General features: G+C 44.9%; 16 protein-coding genes. 2 read left to right on the top strand and 14 right to left on the bottom strand.

The features are described from left to right. Nucleotides 1-233: 233 nt before the first annotated feature. From BW716_RS15695 to BW716_RS15680, 4 genes are all read right to left on the bottom strand, one after another. On the bottom strand, nt 234-869 hold the full coding sequence (locus tag BW716_RS15695; protein WP_083723652.1) for a hypothetical protein: 636 nt from the start codon (nt 867-869) through the stop codon (nt 234-236). A gap of 90 nt (nt 870-959) precedes the next feature. After that, the gene (locus tag BW716_RS15690; RefSeq protein WP_083723650.1) at nt 960-1,838 is read right to left on the bottom strand and encodes a DUF4249 domain-containing protein; all 879 of its coding nucleotides are present in this window, start codon (nt 1,836-1,838) and stop codon (nt 960-962) included. Nucleotides 1,839-1,843: 5 nt separating this feature from the next. After that, nucleotides 1,844-4,222, bottom strand: coding sequence for a TonB-dependent receptor (locus tag BW716_RS15685; protein WP_083723648.1), 2,379 nt, complete (start codon nt 4,220-4,222; stop codon nt 1,844-1,846). Nucleotides 4,223-4,351: 129 nt separating this feature from the next. Then, nucleotides 4,352-4,567 (bottom strand): hypothetical protein, encoded by a 216-nt coding sequence (locus BW716_RS15680; RefSeq protein ID WP_083723646.1) that lies wholly within the window; start codon nt 4,565-4,567, stop codon nt 4,352-4,354. Nucleotides 4,568-4,661: 94 nt separating this feature from the next. On the opposite strand from BW716_RS15680, the gene BW716_RS15675 reads away from it, so the two are divergent. Further along, entirely contained in the window at nt 4,662-5,660 is a 999-nt protein-coding gene (locus BW716_RS15675) for a helix-turn-helix transcriptional regulator (protein WP_083723644.1), read from the top strand. A 91-nt stretch (nt 5,661-5,751) separates the two neighbouring features. On the opposite strand, the gene BW716_RS15670 is transcribed toward BW716_RS15675, so the two are convergent. The 10 genes from BW716_RS15670 to BW716_RS15625 form a co-directional block, all read right to left on the bottom strand. After that, on the bottom strand, nt 5,752-6,381 hold the full coding sequence (locus BW716_RS15670) for an NAD(P)-dependent oxidoreductase (protein ID WP_083723642.1): 630 nt from the start codon (nt 6,379-6,381) through the stop codon (nt 5,752-5,754). Nucleotides 6,382-6,431: 50 nt separating this feature from the next. Continuing rightward, entirely contained in the window at nt 6,432-6,845 is a 414-nt protein-coding gene (locus BW716_RS15665; RefSeq protein WP_083723640.1) for an Rrf2 family transcriptional regulator, read from the bottom strand. 223 nt (nt 6,846-7,068) lie between these two features. Next, nucleotides 7,069-9,282 (bottom strand): sodium-translocating pyrophosphatase, encoded by a 2,214-nt coding sequence (locus tag BW716_RS15660; protein ID WP_083723638.1) that lies wholly within the window; start codon nt 9,280-9,282, stop codon nt 7,069-7,071. 133 nt (nt 9,283-9,415) lie between these two features. Continuing rightward, complete coding sequence (locus BW716_RS15655; protein WP_083723636.1) at nt 9,416-10,930, bottom strand: NAD(P)H-hydrate dehydratase; 1,515 nt, start codon at nt 10,928-10,930, stop codon at nt 9,416-9,418. A 200-nt stretch (nt 10,931-11,130) separates the two neighbouring features. Continuing rightward, entirely contained in the window at nt 11,131-11,643 is a 513-nt protein-coding gene (locus tag BW716_RS15650; protein WP_083723634.1) for a hypothetical protein, read from the bottom strand. Between the two features lie 57 nt (nt 11,644-11,700). After that, the gene (locus BW716_RS15645; RefSeq protein WP_083723632.1) at nt 11,701-12,159 is read right to left on the bottom strand and encodes a hypothetical protein; all 459 of its coding nucleotides are present in this window, start codon (nt 12,157-12,159) and stop codon (nt 11,701-11,703) included. A 63-nt stretch (nt 12,160-12,222) separates the two neighbouring features. Next, complete coding sequence (nhaA, locus tag BW716_RS15640; RefSeq protein WP_083723630.1) at nt 12,223-13,317, bottom strand: Na+/H+ antiporter NhaA; 1,095 nt, start codon at nt 13,315-13,317, stop codon at nt 12,223-12,225. 10 nt (nt 13,318-13,327) lie between these two features. Continuing rightward, on the bottom strand, nt 13,328-15,481 hold the full coding sequence (locus tag BW716_RS15635) for an OstA-like protein (protein WP_179091153.1): 2,154 nt from the start codon (nt 15,479-15,481) through the stop codon (nt 13,328-13,330). 8 nt (nt 15,482-15,489) lie between these two features. Continuing rightward, complete coding sequence (locus BW716_RS15630) at nt 15,490-16,488, bottom strand: MlaD family protein (RefSeq protein WP_083723626.1); 999 nt, start codon at nt 16,486-16,488, stop codon at nt 15,490-15,492. 205 nt (nt 16,489-16,693) lie between these two features. Beyond that, nucleotides 16,694-18,286, bottom strand: a complete 1,593-nt coding sequence (locus BW716_RS15625) for an N-acetylmuramoyl-L-alanine amidase (RefSeq protein WP_083723624.1) — start codon at nt 18,284-18,286, stop codon at nt 16,694-16,696. A 329-nt stretch (nt 18,287-18,615) separates the two neighbouring features. On the opposite strand from BW716_RS15625, the gene BW716_RS15620 reads away from it, so the two are divergent. Then, nucleotides 18,616-21,351, top strand: a complete 2,736-nt coding sequence (locus BW716_RS15620; RefSeq protein ID WP_143708863.1) for a putative LPS assembly protein LptD — start codon at nt 18,616-18,618, stop codon at nt 21,349-21,351. The last annotated feature ends 23 nt before the right edge of the window (nt 21,352-21,374 follow it).

Raw genomic sequence — 21,374 nt, 5'->3', positions numbered from 1 at the left:
AGGGGGGATGAAAACCATTTTCAAAGGAAAGAGGGGAATTCAGCAAGGGGTGATGAAAACCATTTTCAGAAAAAAGGCCCCTTCCAGAAGAAAGGGGCCATACCCGTGGCTTATTTGAAAAAATGGGTAATCTGGTAAAAAACAGGCATGCCATCCTTCGGCCACCCATTACAGCAAGACAGAACAGATAGCAATGCCTGGCACAAGTATTTTTTAGAACTTATTGGCTTTAATTAGAACTTACCTGCCTTGATTCCAAAATGGAAAGAAGCCATGCTCAGATCTCCGTTAGAAATATTAGGGGTATTAGACCCCTGTACAAAGCGGTAAGTTGCACCCAGGTCTAACCTCAGATAGCTGGTTACATTCAGCTCTATATTGGCAAATGGTTCTGCCACAAACAATCCGCTCCTGTCGTAAGAATGATAATGTGTATCGTCGTCGTTCAGGTCAAAAGTGGCTTTGTTTCTTCTTGATACGGCTCCGCCGCCTACGAGTGCACCTGCTGTCCAATGGATTAACTTATCAGTGTTGTGTGTATATTCTACAGCAAGTCCGGTATACCAGAAATTCAGGTATTGTTTATATCCCGTGGTGGCACTTGGTGCATAGGTAGAAGTGATATTGTTCGCCAGCGAATAGGCACCCGCACCAAACATCCATTTCTTATTGATCAGCACTCCGCCATAACCACCGGTCATTACAGCGAAATTACCACCGATCGATGTTAAATTGGCCGCAGGCACTCCATATGCACCAATTTTTGTGTTAGTAGACTTTTTAGAGAATAACGTTTCCGTCTGGGCAGTCTGAGCCCAGGCCTGCTGTACTGATAACAGTACGAGCAGCGCCAACAGCGCTTTTTTCATAAAATGTAGTTTAAAGAAAAGTGAGAGAGAAGAGGGGAGTGGGCGGTCAGTTGTGTTGAAAACCGCCCCACTCCCTTATGAAGAAGAAAATCAATTCGTGGTAATGGAAGAATCACTTACTGCGGAGGTGCCAAACCATCCCAGTATCTTCCCTTTTCCGCCACCATCTGTGACGTTCTTATAGTTCGTGCCTACATTGGCCAGTACAGTAGCAAATAATCCACCAGACTCCATCTGGGTCTGAACAGAGGTTACCCAGAAATAGCTTGGATAACTCAGTGAGCGGAGTTTTACGATAGCGAGATCTCCCTGCAGATAAGGATGATCACGATCATTTACGCTTTCACCTACGAACTGTGGGAACTCCTGTCCGTCAGACAAACCTTCGGAGAAGCCACCATCGATCACGTAGTTATCTTCCAGGATATTGTCATCATTTAAATTATTTCTGTAAGACCTGATCCAGGTGTAATCTGTCTGCCCTGCCATATCAGTTGCATAGAATCGTACATAGTAACCATCCTTGGTTGCACCGTCATCACCTTTTTTCTTGTACTTGTAGTCAATGTTTGTGATAGCAGCCACGGGCTTAATGGTATCAGTCGCTTCGTATACATTAGAATCGTATTCCACACGGAGGCGGTAAGTATGGTTCACCTGACCAATCTGACCGTTAGCCGGATCACATTTGTACAATGAATCTGCAAACACGAAAGGATAAGTATCGCCTGTTGTTTCGTCATACAGTGTGATGGTTGCATCGCTGATAATAGGAGCATCACCTGACTCTGTATAAGATACTGATTTTGTAAATCTGATATATTGTGTACCTGGTTCGTTGGTAATCCATGCATCCAGTACAGGATAAGAAGTACCAGCTGGAACATCCAGGTCTATCACATCCGTACAGGCGCTAAATCCTGTTACGAAAGCGGCTAATATGCTGAGTCGGAAAAATTTCTTCTTCATGACGGTTAAAATTTAAAGTTGTAAGTAATACCTGGGATGACAGAACCGATGATAGACAGGCGTACTGCTTCTCTTTTGTTCTTGTCGTCTTCATTCTGCTGGAAGTAGATGGAATAAGCATTGCGGCGTGAATACACATTGTACAGCGAGAACACCCATTCGCCTTTCCAGCGTTTCAGCTGTTTGCCTTTCAGTGTGAGGGATACATCCAGGCGATGGTAGTCTGGCAGGCGGTAAGTGTTACGTTTGTCAGTGCTGTTGTATGGAATATCCCAACCCTGGTATTCCAGGCGGCTGTCTGCATACGTAGTAGGTGTACCTGTTGCATACGTCCAGTTAGCAGAGAAAGAAGTACGTTTTGAGAATTCATGCGTTGCTACGATGGTAATGTTGTGTGTGCGATCATAGCGGTTCAGGAACCATTCATTCTGGTTGATGCCCTCAGTTTTACGTTCAGATTTTGACAGTGTATAGCTGATCCAACCTGTGGTGGTACCGATTTCTTTCTTTGCCATCAGTTCCAGGCCATAAGAGCGGCTTTTGCTTGGCAGCAGGTCTGCTTCAATGTACTGGTTCAGCTGCAGGTTTGCATTATCAATGTAATCCAGCTGGTGGTTCATGTTTTTATAAAACACTTCAGCAGAAATTTCATACTTGCCATTAGTCGCATCGTATGCATAACCTACGGTGTACTGATCAGCCACCTGTGGTTGTACATTGTTGGTACTTGGTGTCCAGATATCGAGTGGTGTAGGAGAGGCGGTGTTGGACAACTGGTGCATGTACTGTGTAGTACGGGCATAAGATGCTTTCACGGCATTGTTGTCGTTGATACCATAGCGAACGTTGATTCTTGGCTCCAGGTAGTGATAAGCTTTAATCAGCTCATTGGTACCATAAGTTTTGCTGCCTATGAGTGTTTTACGTACGCCGGGTGTGGTGTCATTGTAGTAATAAGCAGTACTGTTACCGAGGTATTGGTATTCAGAGAAACGAAGACCATATTGCACACCAAATTTCTTGCTAGGTTTCCATTCATGATCGATGTAAGCAGCTGCTTCGAGACCATGTTGGAGAGTCAGGTTTTTCACGGTTGTATTCTCGCCGTCCTGGCTCACACCTTTACCCGGTTTGAAAATGTAATAGAGGCCCTGTACCCCGAAGTGTACGCTGTTTTTTGCATTCACATAGTAAGTAAAGCCAGGTTTCACACCGTAGTTGATGATGTTGGAAGTCCAGTCATAAGCCTGGTAATTATCACCGGCATTTTTGGTACTACCGTTGCTGAATTCAAGGCTGTAGTCATAGTTACTATAAAAAGTAGTCAGGTTCATGAACAGTTTACTGTTGAACACATGGTTCCATCTTATGGTAGCGGTTTTATTGCCCCAGTTCATATTCACATCTGATCCGAAACCGAATACGTCTCTTCCCAGGTAACCGCTTACAAAGAGGGTATTGGTCTTGTTCAGTTTGAAGTTCGCCTTGGCGGTGATATCGTAGAAATTCAGTTTGGTGTCTTTCATATCTCCGCTCAGGAAAGGCTTCATGAGGATGTCGATATAGGAACGCCGGGCAGCGATGATAAAGGAGGATTCGTCCTTCACGATCGGCGCCTCAATGGAGAGACGGCTGAATACATTGCTGATACCGCCATTTACAGCCAGATTCTGGTTGTTTCCATCCTTCATGCGTATATCAAGCACAGAGGATGTACGGCCGCCGTATTCAGCTGGAAAACCACCTTTAATGAGATTCACGCTTTTAACTGCATCCGGGTTGAATACAGAGAAAAATCCGAGCATGTGGGTAGAGTTGTAAACAGGTGCTTCATCCAGCAGGATCAGGTTCTCATCTGCGGCACCGCCACGTACGTTGAAGCCGCTGGCGCCTTCGCCCACGGTTTGTACGCCGGGCAGGGTCTGGATAGAACGCAGCACGTCTACTTCACCCATGAAGGTGGGCATCTTTTTCATCTGGGCAATATCCAGACGGTTGATGCTGGAATTCAGCGTATTAACTGCTTTCTCTGTTTTATCACCGATTACGGTGACTGTGTTCAGTGTACTGCTGGATTTATCTAATTTGATATCCAGTGTTTGGTTTCCTTTCAGGGAAATATGTGTCTTAATAGGTGTGTACCCTACATAAGAAAACTGAATGTCATGGTCGCCGGCAGGCAGTGTGAGAGAATAAAAACCATATTCATTGGTTACAGTACCGATGCCTGTTCCTGCTTTGGAAACGGAAATGCCGATCAGGCTTTCCCCGTTTTGCTGGTCTTTTACGTATCCACTTAATGTAAACCGTTGCTGCGCATTTGTCTGTAGCGCCCAAAGCAAAAGGATGCCAATGGACAGGAGCTTTAGTAGCCTTGTCTTCATAAAAGGATTTGATAGTTATAAATTTACAATATGTTGTAAGGTGCGCTAGTGTGATCTAAACACGCATATATGACGTAGGATAATGGGGTTACCCCTATAGGTTACCGTAGAATTTTTTAAAATTAATCTTTATTCTAGTATATCGCATTGATAACCCATGCGTTGTAAAAGAAAAATAACTTCCCCTTCATTCACTGGGCAACCCTGGCCTACAACTCTTAATACTTTATCGCAATCTTCAATATCTACAGTGCAGGCCTGGATTGGGAATTCTTTATGGATAGCGGTAATTACTTTTAACTTATCCAGGTCTGTATTGATATTTGTTTTGAATATCCCGATCATTTAATTATAATATTTAGCTTTGTGCAAAGGTGAAGCACATCGTCTGGTTAACTGTTACACGAAAAGGATTAAATTTTATATTTAACGGATTATTATGGCTGTCCAGATCAGGAATGATATAAATGAGTTATTGCTCGAAGAAGAGATCGGGGATGACCTGCATGAAAAGCTGGTGTCTACCCAGTTGGTAGAAGAGCAGCAGGAAATCAAGTACCATTTCGGGGAAGCGGTATTACGGGAAACCTTTTTTGACGGGTATCATATTTTCACCGGCGATGCCTCTGTATATGAGAACCTGCATGTGAATGCGACAGAAGCCATACCGGCAGTATCCCTGTTGTTTATGGTACGCGGACATTTTAATACTAATGTAGGGCATGAGCGGCAGCGCCTGTTTGGTTCGCTTGAGCACAACCTATATTATAATCCCGGGGGTGTGGAAAATGCCCATATCCTCAAACAGGAGAACCTGGCTGCAGTTGGGATGAATTTCAGCAAAGAACGGTTCCTGCAGCTGGCGGAAAATAATGGCCGGATACTGGATATGCTGGGGAACAATGTGGCTGGCAACAGGCCTATCATACTAAATAAAAAGAGTAATCACCCTATTACGGCCCGCATGCTGATGATCCTGGACGAGATCAGGAACTGCCAGTTTCTGGGAGGGCATAAAAAATTATACCTGCAATCTAAGGTGATAGAGTTGCTGGCCCTGCAATGTGAGCAGCAGGAGCAGGCAGAATCCTTACAGAAAGAGCGGTTTGCATTATCTGCATCGGATAAGGAGAAGATCTTCTTTGCCAGAGATTATTTATTGAACCAAATGCAGTCTCCCCCTTCGCTGACGGAGTTATCAAGAGCAGCGGGGTTAAATGAGTTTAAACTGAAGAATGGGTTCAAACAGGTATTTGATAATACCGTGTTTGGCTACCTGAATGATCATAAAATGGAATATGCGCGGCAGTTATTACAATCGGCTGTGCAGTCAGTGACCCAGATAGCAGAGCAGCTGGGTTTTTCATCAGTACAGCATTTCAGTACTGCTTTCAGGAAGAAATTCGGGGTGAGCCCGGTAAAGCTGCGGAATGCCTAGATGCATTTCAAAAGAGGGAGTATCGAAATCATGTTTTCTTTTTCAAAGAAAAGAACTCAAAGCATGATACCCCCTCCTTTTATTAATTAGCTTAGTAAGCAGCGGTGAACCTTGCTTTTACATGCTGGTTTTTCTCCACTTCGTCGATCAGTGCTACTGCATAATCCTTATTTGAAATCTTGCTGTTGCCTTCTGCATCAGTTACCAGGGTATCCTTGCCCAGGCGGAATTTACCTGTACGCTCACCTGGGAAGATGTTAGCCGCAGGGCTCATCACGGTCCAATCCAGGTCGTTCTGTTCTCTCAGCCAGTAGAAGCCTTCGCGGGTAGCAGTGGCACCACCTTTCCACTCAGCGGGGAATTCAGGGGTATCCAGCAGTTGCTTACCAGGAGCAATTTCCAGGCTACCTGCACCACTTACCACCAGTACACGTTTGATACCAGCTTTTCTTACGCCATTTGCCAGACCCTGAATCAGTTTCAGGTAAGTGGGGGTATCATGTGCATTGAAAGAGCTGATGACAGCTTCGGAACCTTTGATCAATTCAGCGAGTTGGTCTGCATCTGCTACGTCACCCTGCTTTACGGTCAGCTTAGGATTGGAAATGGTGATCTTTTCAGTATTACGTACGATAGCGGTTACTTCATGTCCTCTTTCCAGTGCTTCGGCCAATAATGCGCTGCCAATGAAGCCAGATGCGCCTACGATAGATAATTTCATGTATTAAGTTTTATTGTTATTAAAATTGTTACAGTTTGATGTAAAAAAAATCAAGACACGAACTGAGCGCTGAACTGCGCCAGTGTGGTATGCTTCAGTTTCTCGTATACGGCCTGGTCGATGGTATCGAAAAGGCTTTCCAGCGCGCCATTGATATCCCTGCCTACCGGGCATTCAGGATTGGGGAGGTTGGGAGAGAAGCCGAAGATGTGGTTTTCCTTTACAATCTGGAAAACATCGGATAAATAGATATTGTTTGGTGATTTGGTCAACCTGCTTCCCCCGTTTTTGCCTTCCTTGCCTTCTACAAGACCGGCTTCTTTTAGTGCTGCGAGTTCCTTGCGCACCAGGGCGGGGTTGGTATTGAGTGAGCCTGCAATGAGATCGCTGGACATCCATTCTGTCTCAGAAAGGCTGAGCAGACTGAGGATATGAACTGATATTGCAAACTTACTTTTGACCATACTGTAATTAAAATGATTACAGTACAAAGGTAAAGAGTTTTTCCATTCTACCAAATAAATTGATAATTAGACTAGTCAGGTAGTGTTTCTATAAGGTTTCTATAAGGTCGCTATAAGCTTTCTTCGATGCTTGTTCGATGCTTCTTCGATGCTTGTTCGATTACTGTATAATTAAAAAGCCCCGGCATTTCAGCCGGGGCTTTCCAAAATAAGCTTCAGATAATTATTTTTTAACAACGACCTGTTCCGTTTTCACTGGTTGCTTTTTCGCAGTTTCAGGTTGTCCTGTATGGTGTAAATCTGCCAAAGTCGGCGCTATCACCAGACTTACGATAGACATCAGTTTAATCAGGATGTTCATGGAGGGACCTGAAGTATCTTTGAATGGATCACCTACGGTATCGCCGGTTACAGATGCTTTGTGTGGTTCTGACTTTTTGTAAAAAGTCTCGCCATTGATCACGACTCCTTTTTCAAAGGATTTTTTCGCATTGTCCCATGCACCGCCGGCATTGTTCTGGAAGATCCCCATCAGTACACCACTTACAGTAGCACCTGCGAGGAAACCACCCAATACTTCCGGACCAAACACAAAGCCTACCAGGATTGGGGAGATGAGGGCAATGGCTCCAGGCACCATCATCTTTTTAATAGAAGCCTGTGTTGAAATTGCCACGCACTTATCGTACTCAGGTTTGCCGGTACCTTCCATAATACCTGGGATGGTTCTGAATTGTCTTCTTACTTCTTCCACCATGCTCATAGCCGCTTCGCCTACAGCCCTGATAGCCAGGGAAGAGAAAATAAACGGAATCATTGCGCCGACGAACAGACCGGACAATACATTTGCTTTATAGATATCAATACCATTAATTTTAGCTACGCCTACGAATGCTGCAAACAGCGCCAGTGCAGTCAGTGCTGCGGAAGCAATGGCGAAACCCTTACCTGTAGCCGCAGTGGTGTTACCAACGGCATCCAGGATATCAGTTTTCTCTCTTACTTCTTTGGGCAGTTCACTCATTTCAGCGATACCGCCTGCATTATCTGCAATCGGGCCAAAGGCATCGATCGCCAGCTGCATGGCAGTTGTGGCCATCATACCGGCAGCAGCAATTGCTACGCCATAGAGACCTGCGCAGGCAAAAGATCCGTAGATCCCTGCAGCCAGCACAAGGATTGGCAGCATGGTAGATTCCATACCTACAGCCAGACCACCAATCACGTTTGTGGCATGACCAGTTGAAGACTGACGGATAATGGATAATACCGGACGCTTGCCCATTGCGGTATAATATTCAGTGATGATACTCATGAGCGTACCCACAGCCAATCCTACGAAGATGGCTCCTACTACACCACTCTGTGTGATCGCTTTGGTACCTTCACGTAAATCAGATGTTCCTGGTAAATAATCACGTTTCAGGTAAATTGATCCTTCAGGCAGGATCCAGTAAACTAATGCTGCACTGGCGATAGCAGAGAGTACGATTGACCCCCAGTTACCCATATTCAGTGCTCTTTGTACCGTGCTGGTGTTCAGACCTGCGGTATCAGAGATCTTTACAAAAACGGTTGCTATCATGGAGAACACGATACCAAAACCTGCGATCATCATAGGCAGGAGGATCGGTGCAAGGCCACCAAACTTGTCGTTAGAGATGATTTCACTGCCCAATACCATTGTTGCCAGTACAGTGGCTACATAAGAGCCAAAGAGGTCAGCACCCATACCGGCTACGTCACCTACATTGTCGCCTACGTTGTCTGCAATGGTAGCGGGGTTACGCGGATCATCTTCCGGGATGCCTGCTTCCACTTTACCTACCAAGTCAGCGCCTACATCCGCAGCTTTTGTATAGATACCACCACCCACACGGGCAAACAGTGCGATACTTTCTGCACCCAGTGAGAAGCCTGTCAATACTTCGATGGTTTTGATCATCTGATCGGTGTTGGGTATTGCACCAAAGTAAGCTTTCAAAATAATGAAGAGTGAACCCAGACCTAATACAGCGAGTCCGGCTACACCCATACCCATTACAGATCCGCCGGTAAAGGAAACTTTGAGGGCTTGTGACAGGCTGGTACGTGCCGCCTGGGCAGTACGTACATTTGCTTTCGTTGCGATTCTCATTCCAATGAAACCGGCTGTAGCAGAGAATACAGCGCCAATGATAAATGCAAGGGCAATAGTCCAGTCAGAGTTTTCATGAGAAGCACCCATAATCCCCAAAAGGATAGCGGCGATAATTACAAAATAGGTTAGGATCTTGTATTCAGCCTTTAGGAAAGCCATTGCCCCTTCTGCTATGTAGCGGGCTATTTCTGTCATCCTTTCATTACCGGCATCCTGACGGGATACCCATGCACTGCGGACGGCAGTAAATAGCAGGGCAAGCAAGCCAAAACATGGAACGAGGTAAACGATATTCATATACGTGATTTTTTACAATTCTATAAATATAAACTTTATTCCATTACGAATTGTCTGATGGGAAATAGATAGATAACTGATAGAAAAAAGCCGTTATTCCGAGGTTTTTTGGGGTGTATGTTGATGTAGTATCTCATTTACGCAGGCCCAGAAAGGTTTTGCCGAGATTGTCAATGATGTCTTCCGGCGTCATTGCTTCCTGGGAGAGGGTTTCAGCGGCATAGTCACCTGCCAGACCATGGATATAAACGCCCATCAGCATCGCATCTTTGGAGGCGTATCCCTGTGACACTAATGATGTCAAAATACCTGTTAATACGTCTCCACTGCCACCTGTTGCCATACCGGGATTGCCGGTTGTGTTAAAATAAATATTGCCATCCGGAAATGCCATGGCTGTATACCGGCCTTTTAAAAGTATACAGAGGCGTTTTTCAATGGCGTTATGAGATAAGACCTGTAGTTGTTCCCTGTTGTTGGCAGTCTTTCCAAATAAGCGCTCAAACTCTTTAGGGTGTGGGGTTAGCAGGCTTCCTTCAGGTACTTTGTCAATCAAACCAGGTGTAGTTGCGATGATGTTGAGTGCATCTGCATCGATTACCATGGGCTGGCGATATTGTTCAAAAAGTCTTTCGAGTGCCCAGGCGGTACCTGCGGCGGTGCCGATACCGGGGCCGATTCCGATCACTTTATATTTTGAAGTGTCTGTCTGAAAGCCGGAACTGTGGTCATATTGGTCATCTATGATGCACATAGCAGGGGGCACTGCCAGTTGAATAATAGTATATCCACACTTGGGTACATGACAGGATAATAAACCGACACCTGCTCTCAGACAGGCGCTGGCACTCAGTATTGCTGCGCCCATTTTGCCTTCACTGCCTGCAATGAGCAGGGAATGACCAAAGGTACCTTTGTGTGCAAAAGGGGAGCGGGGTTTGTAAATGCTTTTGATCAATGCGGACTCACTAATATGAAATGGGGTAGGGGTTTGCTTAATATAATCCGGATGGAGGCCTATAGGCAAAATATGTACTTCGCCGGTGAGGCCAGCATTTTCAGGAAATAAAAAAGCAAGTTTATAAAATTCAAAGCTCAGTGTATGGTGTGCTTTTACCACAGGTGTATTCAGGGAAGAGTTATCTGCCTGCATGCCTGAAGGCAGGTCGATGGCGATGATGGTGTGGGTGGTATACAATGCCTGTAGTTGTTGGATAATGCCCGCTATCCAGCCACTTGCGGGCCTGCTGAGTCCTGTACCGAGGAGGGCGTCTACGATCAGTGCATTTGCAGGTGGTGCAGCAATAGAAGATATAACAGGCACATCGTGTAGGGCATCCAAATATTTTTGCTGCAAAGCTTCTCTGTTAGCCACGTGATCTGCAGACGCCTTTTCACTATGGTGCAGTATAAATGCGTGGGCAATGTAACCTCTGTTTCTGAGCAGGCGTACAATGGCCAGACCATCACCGCCATTGTTGCCCATACCGCAGTAAATATATACAGGTATATCAGCAGCATAGTGCTTGCAAATCCAGGTAGTACAAGCAGCAGCGGCTCTTTCCATTAGGTCCAGGCTGCTGATGGGCGTGTGCGTGATGGTATATGCATCTGCTTCACGAATCTGTTGTGCAGAAAAAATCTTCATAGTTAAATATAAAAAAGAAAAGGGGATGTATCATAAAAGGAAGGCCAGGAGAATTGCATGTACGAAAATTCTCTCCATAGGTACTGAATAAAACCTTCATGATAGAGGGAATTCAGCAACGGGGAATGAAAACTATTTCAAAGAAAAAGGGCCGTCCCGAAGTTTGAGACGACCCTTTTCAATAATAGAGTATATTCTTCTTAGAAGACGAATCTTGCTGAAGCACCACCGATCTCTTCGCCAATGTGGTGTGTACCACCTACGAAGTTTACATATGGTTTCAGGTCACCACTGATCACCAGCGGGATTTTTTTGAATTTGTATTCCAAACCAATGATACCATCTATACCAGGAGATGCATAAGAACCATCACCGTGTTCCCAATAACGGTCACGATCATAATCCCAGCGATCGTAGATACCTAAGTGCACGCCACCACCTGCATACATACGCAGTGGGGTATCGCCCAGGTCAAAATGGTACTCATACAATGCCGTGAAAGTTACATTTGAACGACGGTTGTAATCCGTAAAGGCCAGGGCCTCGAAAGCATGGTTTTCAGTAAAGAAATGCTGGAAAGTTGCACCTACTACAAATGGATTTAATCTTACGCCTACCGCGTTCACGTAGTCTGTAGAGCTACCGCGACGTTGTGCATTAACCTGAAATGCCATTACAGTACACAGGCTGAATAATAACACAAGTTGTTTCATATCTGTTTTTGGTTTTTAAAAAAGGTTGTTTCAATAATCTCTAAAGGTTTTCAATAATTATTTTCCAAACGTATACCTGATCGATATGGCAAAGTCAGTCAGGTCGTCGTCAGTATTAAAATGAATTGCGGGCTTCCAATCTATACTCAGGTTCAGTGGGAGGGAGGGGACGGTGTAATCTACGCCCGCAATACCATCCACACCACCAATCACTTTTGTATTTCCTGACACTGTCCGGCTACCCATATGAGCTCCGCCGCCGATAAACCATGCAAATCCTTGCGTGGTCAAGGCCGAGAGGTCAAAATGATGTTCGTATAAACCGGTGACAGTGTAAGTTTTGGAATAAGCGCCTGCGATGCCTTCTATTGCGTTGGCATCGTCGAAGAAGTATCGTACTGTAGCTCCAAATGGCAAACCAGCGCGCAAACCTAATTGTGGATTGCCTTTTGTCTGTGCCTTTGAATAACTAGCGTACAACCCCAGGAGCAAGGCTATGAACAGGATCTTTTTCATTTGTTATTTGCAATGCTTCGCAATAACGGTGCCAAGATACGGAATATTGCGTGGATGAGGTAGCTATCTTTTGCGTAAATAAAGATATCCTGCTATGCCGGCTATTAATGATGCAATCATTACTGCTATCTTGCTGTAAACCTGCCAGTTGACATCTGTGTATGCAAGTGTGGCAATAAATATGGACATGGTAAATCCGATACCGGCCAGCAGGCCTACACCTAATAACTGTGACCAGTTGCTTTGTGAAGGTAATGCCGCAATACGTGTTTTAACAGCGATGAAAGAAAAGAGGAAAATACCCAGTGGTTTGCCGAGTACCAGTCCTGCGATGATGCCGTAATTGATTGTGTGTTGGAGAATGGGTCCGAGTGGTGTTGGGATTACGATGGCTGTATTTGCCAGTGCAAACAGGGGCATGATGATAAAGTTCACAGGTTTGTGCAGGTGATGGATCAGATTATCCAACTTATTGAGCGGTATTGTAAAGGCCAGTAATACACCTGCAACAGTGGCATGGATACCTGAATGGAGGATACAATACCAGAGGATGATGCCGGGGATGAAATAAAATATCAGCCTTTGTACTTTAAATTTATTCATCACAAACAGCCCGATTAAAATTCCCCCGGCTGCCAATAAATAAATTTGATGCAATGTCGCTGTATAAAAAACTGCAATCGTCACTATCGCTCCCAGATCATCGATTATTGCCAGCGCAGTGAGAAAGATCTTCAACGCCAGCGGTACTCTTTTTCCTAATAATGAAATCACGCCCAGTGAAAAAGCGATATCTGTTGCCATGGGTATTCCCCAGCCATTTGCATAGGGTGTACCATGATTGAATAAAGCAAAGATCCCTGCGGGTAACAACATTCCGCCTACTGCTGCCAACACTGGTAGTGTGGCTTGTTGTACAGAAGAAAGCTCTCCGCTAATCAGCTCTCTTTTAATTTCCATACCGGCCATAAAAAAGAAGAGCACCATCAATCCATCGTTGATCCAGTGCTCTGAAAAAGACCATCCCTGCAACCAGCTCTCCTGAATTGGAGAATTAGCCAGTAGCAGGGATGTGATTGTACATATGATCAACACTATTCCGGTGGCTCTGCTATCATTCAGGAAATCATAAATGGGAGAGAAGAGCCGTTTGATCATAATTATTTTTTTAAGGTAAAGAAGTTGTTACGGTCGTTGTATCAGCTACAGGTTGTTTTTCTTTCACACCACCCATCAGCTCATATTTCGACTTCGGTCTTCGCTTGATTTCCCATTTAAAGTTAGGCAGCTGCATCTGATCGATAGGCCGCTGACCGAACGGATACATCGTTCCTTCCGGATCTTTGATGAAATTTACATGGTGCAATTGTCCTTCCAGGAAGTACATATTGATGATACCACTCAACGTTTTGTTCACACTGATAATAGAACCATCATCATCCTGTACATAATAGATACTTTCGGCATTTCCATCTACATGCATCCAGTCGAGCGACTGATTTTTAAAGTAGCCGGTGATAAAGTTTCCTTTGATCTGATCATACAGATCCTTGTCTACTTCTTTTACAATCAGGCTATTCTGTGTCAGTAAGATTTTATCTGCCGTTTGATTTTTTGTATAGAGGTGAATGGTATCTCCGCTCAGCTGTGTACTATTCGCCCACAATACCGGGTTGCGGTAGAAGCGGAAGATAGAATCTTTTGTAGAATAATATACGCTATCTGCCACGCCCTGTAAGGAATCGGAGTAGATCTTTACATTGTGCCATGCCATGATGTACCTGATCTCTGTCGTGTCTTTTGCGATAGTATCCGGTTTATTCTGCAATGCATCAGGACCCGCTTTTACCAGGCTATCCCTCACTTGTTTTGTAAGGGCAGGGTTGGTCAGCGCCAGTGTAGCGGTATCGACTACATTCATGAGGCTATCGCGTTCACGATCTGCCAGACCATTAGCTTTTTGCAGACTTTCCTGGAATTTTTTGCCAGTGGTGTCAGTCTTTGCATCAAGGAAAGGAGGATTGCCGTTCGGAGGCGTTGGCGGATGATTACCTGGCGCCATTGGAGGGCGGCCACCCGGACCACCCGGTCCCGGAGGTGGACCTCCTGGTACAGGTTTTTGCTTTGCGAGTGCTGAAGTAGCGACGCTATCAAGCTTTGCCGCAGTTGGTGTGGTGACGCTATCGATCTTTGCTACGGCCTTTATACTATCTGATAATGCTTTTGCGGTACTATCAGGTACTGCTTTGGCTATACTATCTGCTTTGGCCAGATCCGGCATTTCTTTTTCCGCAGGTTTCTCCAACACGACAGCGATGGTATCTTTCAGTGGTTTCCTGACATTGATGCTATCCTTGCCCAGGATGGCAGAATACAAGGTATCTGCAGAGAGGTACATGGTATCTGTTTTCCCTTCCAGGATCATGAGAGGATGCTGTGTGGCCAGGATGGTTTTTTTGGTTTGGTTTACCGTACCAAAGTTAGAGAGGAGGCTCATATGCTGTGCGGTGTCTCTATAGACCATGTTCCCGTAGGCATATGCCATCCCGGTTCTTTTGTCCATAATGATCCTGTCTGCAGTAATGGTCGTGGCGCTGTCTTCAATAGTAGGGCGGCTGTCGAAGTTACCTTCGCCGGTTTCTGTATTATATTCTCCTGAGGTGGTATACATAATGGTTTTACCATCATTGATCGTAGTAGGTGCTACGATGGTGGCCACTTTGGAGATTGTATTATATAAGAGGGTATCGGTAGTCAGGGTATATTCCGGATCTACGAGCAATACATTCTTTTTGAAATAAACGTCTTTGGTATCGGCGTAGTAAAAACCTTCCTGGCTGGTGAGAACACTGGTACCGTTTACGAGTTTACCACCTTTGGTATAGGTACCGATCCTGGCATTCATGTCGTATTGCAGCTCAGGGCCAGAGATGGTCACTTTACCATCTGTGAGGCGGGCATTGTCATACATGGTGGCGAGTCTGCTCTCCCCTTCATAGTGGAGATAGTTGCCATAGATATGAATACTGTCGGCCTGATTGATATGAATATGACCATAGGCGTCGAGTACATTTGTCGCTTTGTCAATAAATGTACTATCGCTATAGAATAATGTATTTCCCTGTCGGAAGACAACATCGTTTATAAACCGGTTCAGCGAAACTCCGTTCTTCGTGATTACATTCAAGGAGTCAGCGTGAATGATGTGGATCACTTTCCCGGTATCAGTCTTTTGCTGAAGGGTATCCTGTGCTTTGGCAGAGAATATACTACCAAGGCAGATCCCGGCGAGGATAAGCCCGACTTTAGCTAAATGCTGCATGTTTAAAATCATTGTGCCGTAGCAGTATCTGATGGTATGGGCTGAGGTTTTGATTTTTTACCGAACAAAGAGAAGTGTACATACCTTTTTGGATTTACGCGAAGGTCTTCCAACAATTTATTGAGGCTATTCAATGAATTCTGCAGGTTTACATATACTTTCTTATCGTTCAGCAACATACCTGCAGTACCATCGGTACTATTCAGTTTTGCAATTGTTTCGTTCAGGCGTGTAGCCATTTGCTGCAACTCCTGTAGTGTTTTATCCAGTTGACCGTTAGACAGGGCAGCAGTTGTTTTTTCTGCATTGCTCAGGATAGCGGTGATCTTGTCGTTGTTTGCTTTCAGGTTAGCGGTGAGTGCTTCCAGGTTGTCGAAGGTTGCGGTCACATTACCATGTTTTGGATCCAGCATACCATTCAGGGATGCGGAAGTACGGGTAAAGTTGCCCATAGTGGCATTCAGGTGGGCGATTGCTTCTCTGAGGTTGCCTTTGGTAGTTGTGTCAAAGATGGAGTTGACGGTCAGGAGAACGGAGTCTACAGATCCCAGTGTACCTTCCAGTTTCTGCACCAATGGGTTCAGTTGTTCTTTGAGGGCGTCTGTTACGGATCCGTCTACGGCTGCATACACGGTATCGCCGTCTTTGAGATAATCGTTCGCGTTACCGAAGTCGATCTGTACGGTTTTGGTACCTAACAGGTCGCCGGTAATACGGGCCACAGAATTGCGCGGAATATCAATTTTCTTCTTGATAGTCAGCGTTACCAGGATGCGGCCTGCGTTTTTATCCATTACGTCCAGGTTGGCTACATTACCTACCACGAGGCCATTTACCTGTACGGCGCTGGAAGGTTGGAGGCCATTTACCTGTGTATATACAGCATAAATAGTCTTGCTATGCGAAAAAAGGCTTTTACCTTTTAACAAATTAAAACCTAAAATCAGCATTGCGATGGCTACTGCAGCCAGGATGCCAACCTTAGTTTCGTTCGATACTTTAAGCATGTGAATACGTTATACGTTCTTGCAAAAATAATCAAAAAAGGATGCGGGCAATCAATTACTGATTTTCAATTGCAAATACCACACCTATTTTAACTAATATTTAAAAAGGTAAATATAACGTGAAGTGTTGGAAATGATTGGTTTTGGGAAAAAGTTGGGGGAAAGGGTCGTGGGGTTAAAAAGGCTAAAGGGGGGAGGGGAGGAGTTAACGTTGAGCAAGGCTGTTATGCTCAGGGTCCATAATAAAGGCGTTCCAGAAGCCGGCTTTTTTGGCGTGGGAGAGCGCAGACCTTGCTTCATTGATGCTGGCAAAAGTGCCCCAAACATATTTATTAAGTGTCTTATTATTAATAGACACGGGTTGTTTTTTAATATAACCGTTCAATTTGCTGAAGATGGGGGCTGAGCGGGTATACTTCTTATCAGTAACGAGGAGTTGTATATTATATTTATTGTCTGGTGGCTTGCTCACCGACTTTGTTTTAGCCAGCTGTACGGGGGGCGTTGGTTTTGAACTACCTATGGAGCCATCCTTGTTAATTACAAAGGCCTGGCGAAAGCCAAGCTGCTTTGCTTTTTGCAATGCAGCTTTGGCTTCAGCTTCGGTCCGGAAATTTTCCCAGATATATTTATTTAACTTCTTACTGTCTTTTACGTATGAATACTTCCTGATGGTACCGTGCATTCCATTAAATATGGTAGCACCTCTGCCGTAGGTCTTTTCGGTGACCAGCAGTTGTACATCAAAAGATTGTTTGGCTGGGGCAGTAGGTGTATTGCTTACGACCTCTTTATCAGCGGATTGCTTATAAACCGACTTGCTTTTGGTGGCATTGTTCTGAATGGTAGCTGGTTGTTCGCTGCCGGAGCGGCGGTCGCCATCGTAGCGGTTCAGTTCATCCTTGTAGCGTTTGATTGCTTTAAAGATGCAGAGTGCCATTTCCTGCTGACCATCGTCTGAGTTCAGGTACTTTTCTTCCTGTGGGTTAGAGATAAAGCCCAGTTCTACCAGTACACTTGGCATGGCGGTGGCCTGCAGCACCCAGATTCCTTTTTCGTCACGCTGACGGGCGCCACGGCTGATGCGGCCTACTTCTGTAAACTGATCTTCGATCAGGGAAGAGAGGCGGAGGCTCTGGTCAAAATAAGCGTTGCGCAGGGTGTTCAGCAGGATAAAGGTTTCCGGATCGGACATATCCATGACAGAATTAGCCCCTTCAGATTCAGCATCCAGCATGATTACGGAGCTTTCACGCAGGGATTCTGTCTTTGCATTGTTCTTCCCGGTAGCCCATACATAGGTTTCAGTACCTTCTGCTGTGCTGGGGGAGGTTGAGTAAATAGGTCTTTTGGAGGCTACTTTCTTTTTTCCTTTCTTCACATATACCGTCTTATAGCCGGTTACTTTATGGGTAGGTCCAGCAGAATTACAGTGAATAGAGATAAAAAGGTCTCCTTTTTCCCTATTGGCGATATTGGCTCTTTCGTTCAGGTCTGCCTTCAGGGAGCCTGCCAGTGCTGCGGGTGTCTTTCTTGTGTAGACCACACGTACATCTTTCATATTGGCTTCGATCAGCTTGCCCAACTTAAGGGCTACATCCAGTGTTACCTGTTCCTCCGTGGAAAAACTTCCTTTTGCTCCCGGGGTAGTAGCACTATGTCCAGGATCAATAATGATCGTCCTTAGGGGCGGATTTTGTTTTTTGCCTGCTGGTTCAGGTTTGTTCCTCGCGTAAAGAAATAAACTTCCAAAAAATGTTGCACAACTTAAAAAAATCCAAAATCGGTTCCAGCGCATGACTCAGTTTTTATTTTAATTTAATGGGCGTTAGTCATAATAAAAAAAATAATTGCGAATTACAATCGAATTTCCCCGATGGGGCCGGGGTCTACACAGTAAACTTGTATTGTCCGGTTCCTTCCTCAGTCAGTAATTTACAGGGAGTTCCTGGTTTTTCTAAAGTAATTCATCGTTTAAAATCAGTCTTTCGTCCTAATATAAGGTGTTAAATAATATTAAGCCGCATTCTTTTTCATTTTACAATTGACAATAATTTGTACAAAAACTTGTAGGTTTGTGCCACTTAACACATGCACCCGAGTTACAAAAATAATTATAAAAAGTTTTTGAGACAGATATACCTGGTATTTGGAGGAATATTAATTGCGTTTCCTGTAATTTTTACCAGTTTGGCTTCGCCGAGGTCCGACCTCACCGTGTCTTCAATTGTTTTCGCAGATACCGTGCCGAAAGGGGCGGATACGACTATTCCTGCTATAAAAACGCCGGAACCAGCAAAAACTGATACACAGCATCCAAACCGTATTGATACTATTGGATCTTCAACCGATTCCACAGGAATAGATAGCCTGCATGGTCCCAAGCTTTCCAAGGATAGCCTGGATGCGCCAGTCGCTTACAAAGCGAAGGATTCTATTATCCTGGTAATTCCGGAAAAGAAGTTTTATATGTATGGCACTGCCAATACAAAGTATAAAACGATGGAGATTACAGCTGAACGAATGACCTACATGCAATCTACAGGTATTATGGAAGCCACTACCGCGCTGGATACAGCTGGTAAGCCTTTCGGTCGTCCGCATTTCAAGGACGGTGGACAGGAATTTGATTCCGATACCCTGCGTTTTGCAATGGAAACGAAGAAAGCAAAGATCTACAATACCAAATCCCAGTACGGAGAAGGCTATGTGCATAGTGAGCAGACGAAGCGCATGCCTGACAATAGCATCTTTGGTTTCAAAAACGGGTATACTACCTGTAACCTGGATACCCCTCACTTCCAGTTCAGGGCCAAAAGGATCAAGGTAATTCCTGATAAACTGGTAATATCTGGTCCGGCAAACCTGGAGATTGAAGGGATTCCAACACCTTTGTTCATTCCTTTTGCTATTTTCCCAATCACCCAGGGACAACGTTCCGGTATCCTGGTGCCGGGGTATGTGGTGAACGCCCAGAAGGGGATGGGTCTGGAAAATGGAGGATACTACTTAGGTCTGGGGGAGCATTTTGACCTTACCATGCGGGGAGATATCTACTCTTATGGTAGCTGGTCGCTCACTGCCAGTCCGACATACCGAAAGCGCTATCATTATAATGGTGGTATGACTTTGAGTTTTGCCAATACCCGTTTCGGTGATCCTTCGGTGAAATCTGAGTTTAGCCGCTCTCGTGACTTCAGGGTTACCTGGAACCACAGTATGGACAGTAAGGCCAGACCGGGTGTGAACTTCGGTGCGAACGTGAACTTTGGTACTTCCAGCTATAATACTTACAATGTAACGGATTATGCTACCCGTGTAAACAATAACATTGGTTCTTCTATCAGCTTTTCGAAGACCTGGCAGGGCAAGCCTTATAACTTTACATCGAGTCTGACACACTCTCAGAACCTGAGTACCCGTGATGTGTCTATTTCCTTCCCGAATGCGACGTTTTCCATGAATACGCAGTATCCGTTTCAGCCAAAGGAGCTGGTTGGGAAGTCTAAATGGTACCACAAACTCGGGATTGGTTACACCGCAACGCTTGCTAATAGCGTGACATTCAAGGACTCAGTGTTTGGTAAGTCGAAGATGTTCGATGCGTTGCAGTCAGGGATGAAACAGAATATTCCTATCTCCTTTACTATTCCTGTGTTTAAAAACTTTACCCTGTCTCCGGGTGTCAGTTATGCAGAATATTGGTATACAAAGAAGACGGAGCGTAGGTGGAATCCAAACAAGCGTGTGAGTGTAGACTCTTTGGGTGGTTTGGATACAATATATACTCAGGGCTTATTTGCTGCACGGCAGGCGAGTGCAAGTTTGTCTTTGTCAACAGCGGTATATGGTATGTATGTGTTCCCGAATGGGTCTAAAGTGAAAGCTATCCGCCATGTGATGCGGCCTACACTGAGTATCAGTGCGCAACCTGATCTGGCCAGTAATGCCTATTATAACCAGTATTATAATAGGGACAGCGATGCGGTACGTACTTCTTATTTTACCAGTTCTTCTGTTGGGGTGCCTTCGGAGGGGAGGGCCGCATCTATCTCGTTCGGGTTGGATAATAACCTGGAAATGAAGGTGTTCTCGAAGAAGGATACGTCGGCGAACCATGAGAAGAAGATCAAGCTGCTGGATGGTTTTGGTTTCAATGGTTCTTATAACCTGTTGGCGGACAGCTTCAAACTGTCAACTTTCAGTTTGTACGCCCGTACGAACCTGTTTGATAAGATCAACATCACAGCCAGTGGTAATATTGATCCTTATGTATATAATAGCAGGGGAAAAAAAATTGACAAATATGTGTGGAATCAGGGCAGGTTCAGTCCGGGCCGATTATCGAATGCCACGATAGCGCTGAGTACGTCCCTTACTTCGCCGGATAAGAAGGCGAAGGCCAAGCAGGATCAGCTAAATAGTATAGAGAATGCAGAAAGTACGGATGCGGCATTCCAGGCACAGCAGCGACAGCTGGCGACGGTGAAGAAGAACCCGGGTGAGTATGTGGACTTTGATATTCCATGGAAGTTGGATCTGTCTTATAGCCTGACTTATAGTAATACGATCCAGGCGGATTCAGGAGGGGTGGTGAAGACATTCTACCAGTACCTGACGGTTAGTGGAGATTTTAGTTTGACACCGAAGTGGAAGGTGGGGGTGAATAGTGGTTATGACTTTATTAATCATGCATTGGGGTATACAAATATGTATATATCGAGGGATCTGCACTGTTGGCAGATGTCGATTAATTTGATTCCGATTGGTAGTTATCGTCAGTTTAGTATTACGATCAGTCCGAAGGCGGGAATATTGAGAGATTTGAGGATTAACAGGTCGAGGACGTTCTATGATCTATAGCGAAGTGTAGGATATTGTAAAAA

Source organism: [Flexibacter] sp. ATCC 35208 (assembly GCF_001975825.1).
In the GTDB taxonomy this organism is placed as follows: Bacteria; Bacteroidota; Bacteroidia; order Chitinophagales; family Chitinophagaceae; genus Chitinophaga.
The sequence above is the reverse complement of the archived record's forward strand: the minus strand, read 5'-3'. Positions and strand labels throughout refer to the sequence as shown.

Bases quoted from the DNA above. Each gene is read 5' to 3' on its own strand.
- BW716_RS15695 (WP_083723652.1), bottom strand. From the start codon at position 869: ATGAAAAAAGCGCTGTTGGCGCTGCTCGTACTGTTATCAGTACAGCAG.
- BW716_RS15690 (WP_083723650.1), bottom strand. From the start codon at position 1,838: ATGAAGAAGAAATTTTTCCGACTCAGCATATTAGCCGCTTTCGTAACA.
- BW716_RS15685 (WP_083723648.1), bottom strand. From the start codon at position 4,222: ATGAAGACAAGGCTACTAAAGCTCCTGTCCATTGGCATCCTTTTGCTT.
- BW716_RS15680 (WP_083723646.1), bottom strand. From the start codon at position 4,567: ATGATCGGGATATTCAAAACAAATATCAATACAGACCTGGATAAGTTA.
- BW716_RS15675 (WP_083723644.1), top strand. From the start codon at position 4,662: ATGGCTGTCCAGATCAGGAATGATATAAATGAGTTATTGCTCGAAGAA.
- BW716_RS15670 (WP_083723642.1), bottom strand. From the start codon at position 6,381: ATGAAATTATCTATCGTAGGCGCATCTGGCTTCATTGGCAGCGCATTA.
- BW716_RS15665 (WP_083723640.1), bottom strand. From the start codon at position 6,845: ATGGTCAAAAGTAAGTTTGCAATATCAGTTCATATCCTCAGTCTGCTC.
- BW716_RS15660 (WP_083723638.1), bottom strand. From the start codon at position 9,282: ATGAATATCGTTTACCTCGTTCCATGTTTTGGCTTGCTTGCCCTGCTA.
- BW716_RS15655 (WP_083723636.1), bottom strand. From the start codon at position 10,930: ATGAAGATTTTTTCTGCACAACAGATTCGTGAAGCAGATGCATATACC.
- BW716_RS15650 (WP_083723634.1), bottom strand. From the start codon at position 11,643: ATGAAACAACTTGTGTTATTATTCAGCCTGTGTACTGTAATGGCATTT.
- BW716_RS15645 (WP_083723632.1), bottom strand. From the start codon at position 12,159: ATGAAAAAGATCCTGTTCATAGCCTTGCTCCTGGGGTTGTACGCTAGT.
- nhaA (WP_083723630.1), bottom strand. From the start codon at position 13,317: ATGATCAAACGGCTCTTCTCTCCCATTTATGATTTCCTGAATGATAGC.
- BW716_RS15635 (WP_179091153.1), bottom strand. From the start codon at position 15,481: ATGCAGCATTTAGCTAAAGTCGGGCTTATCCTCGCCGGGATCTGCCTT.
- BW716_RS15630 (WP_083723626.1), bottom strand. From the start codon at position 16,488: ATGCTTAAAGTATCGAACGAAACTAAGGTTGGCATCCTGGCTGCAGTA.
- BW716_RS15625 (WP_083723624.1), bottom strand. From the start codon at position 18,286: ATGCGCTGGAACCGATTTTGGATTTTTTTAAGTTGTGCAACATTTTTT.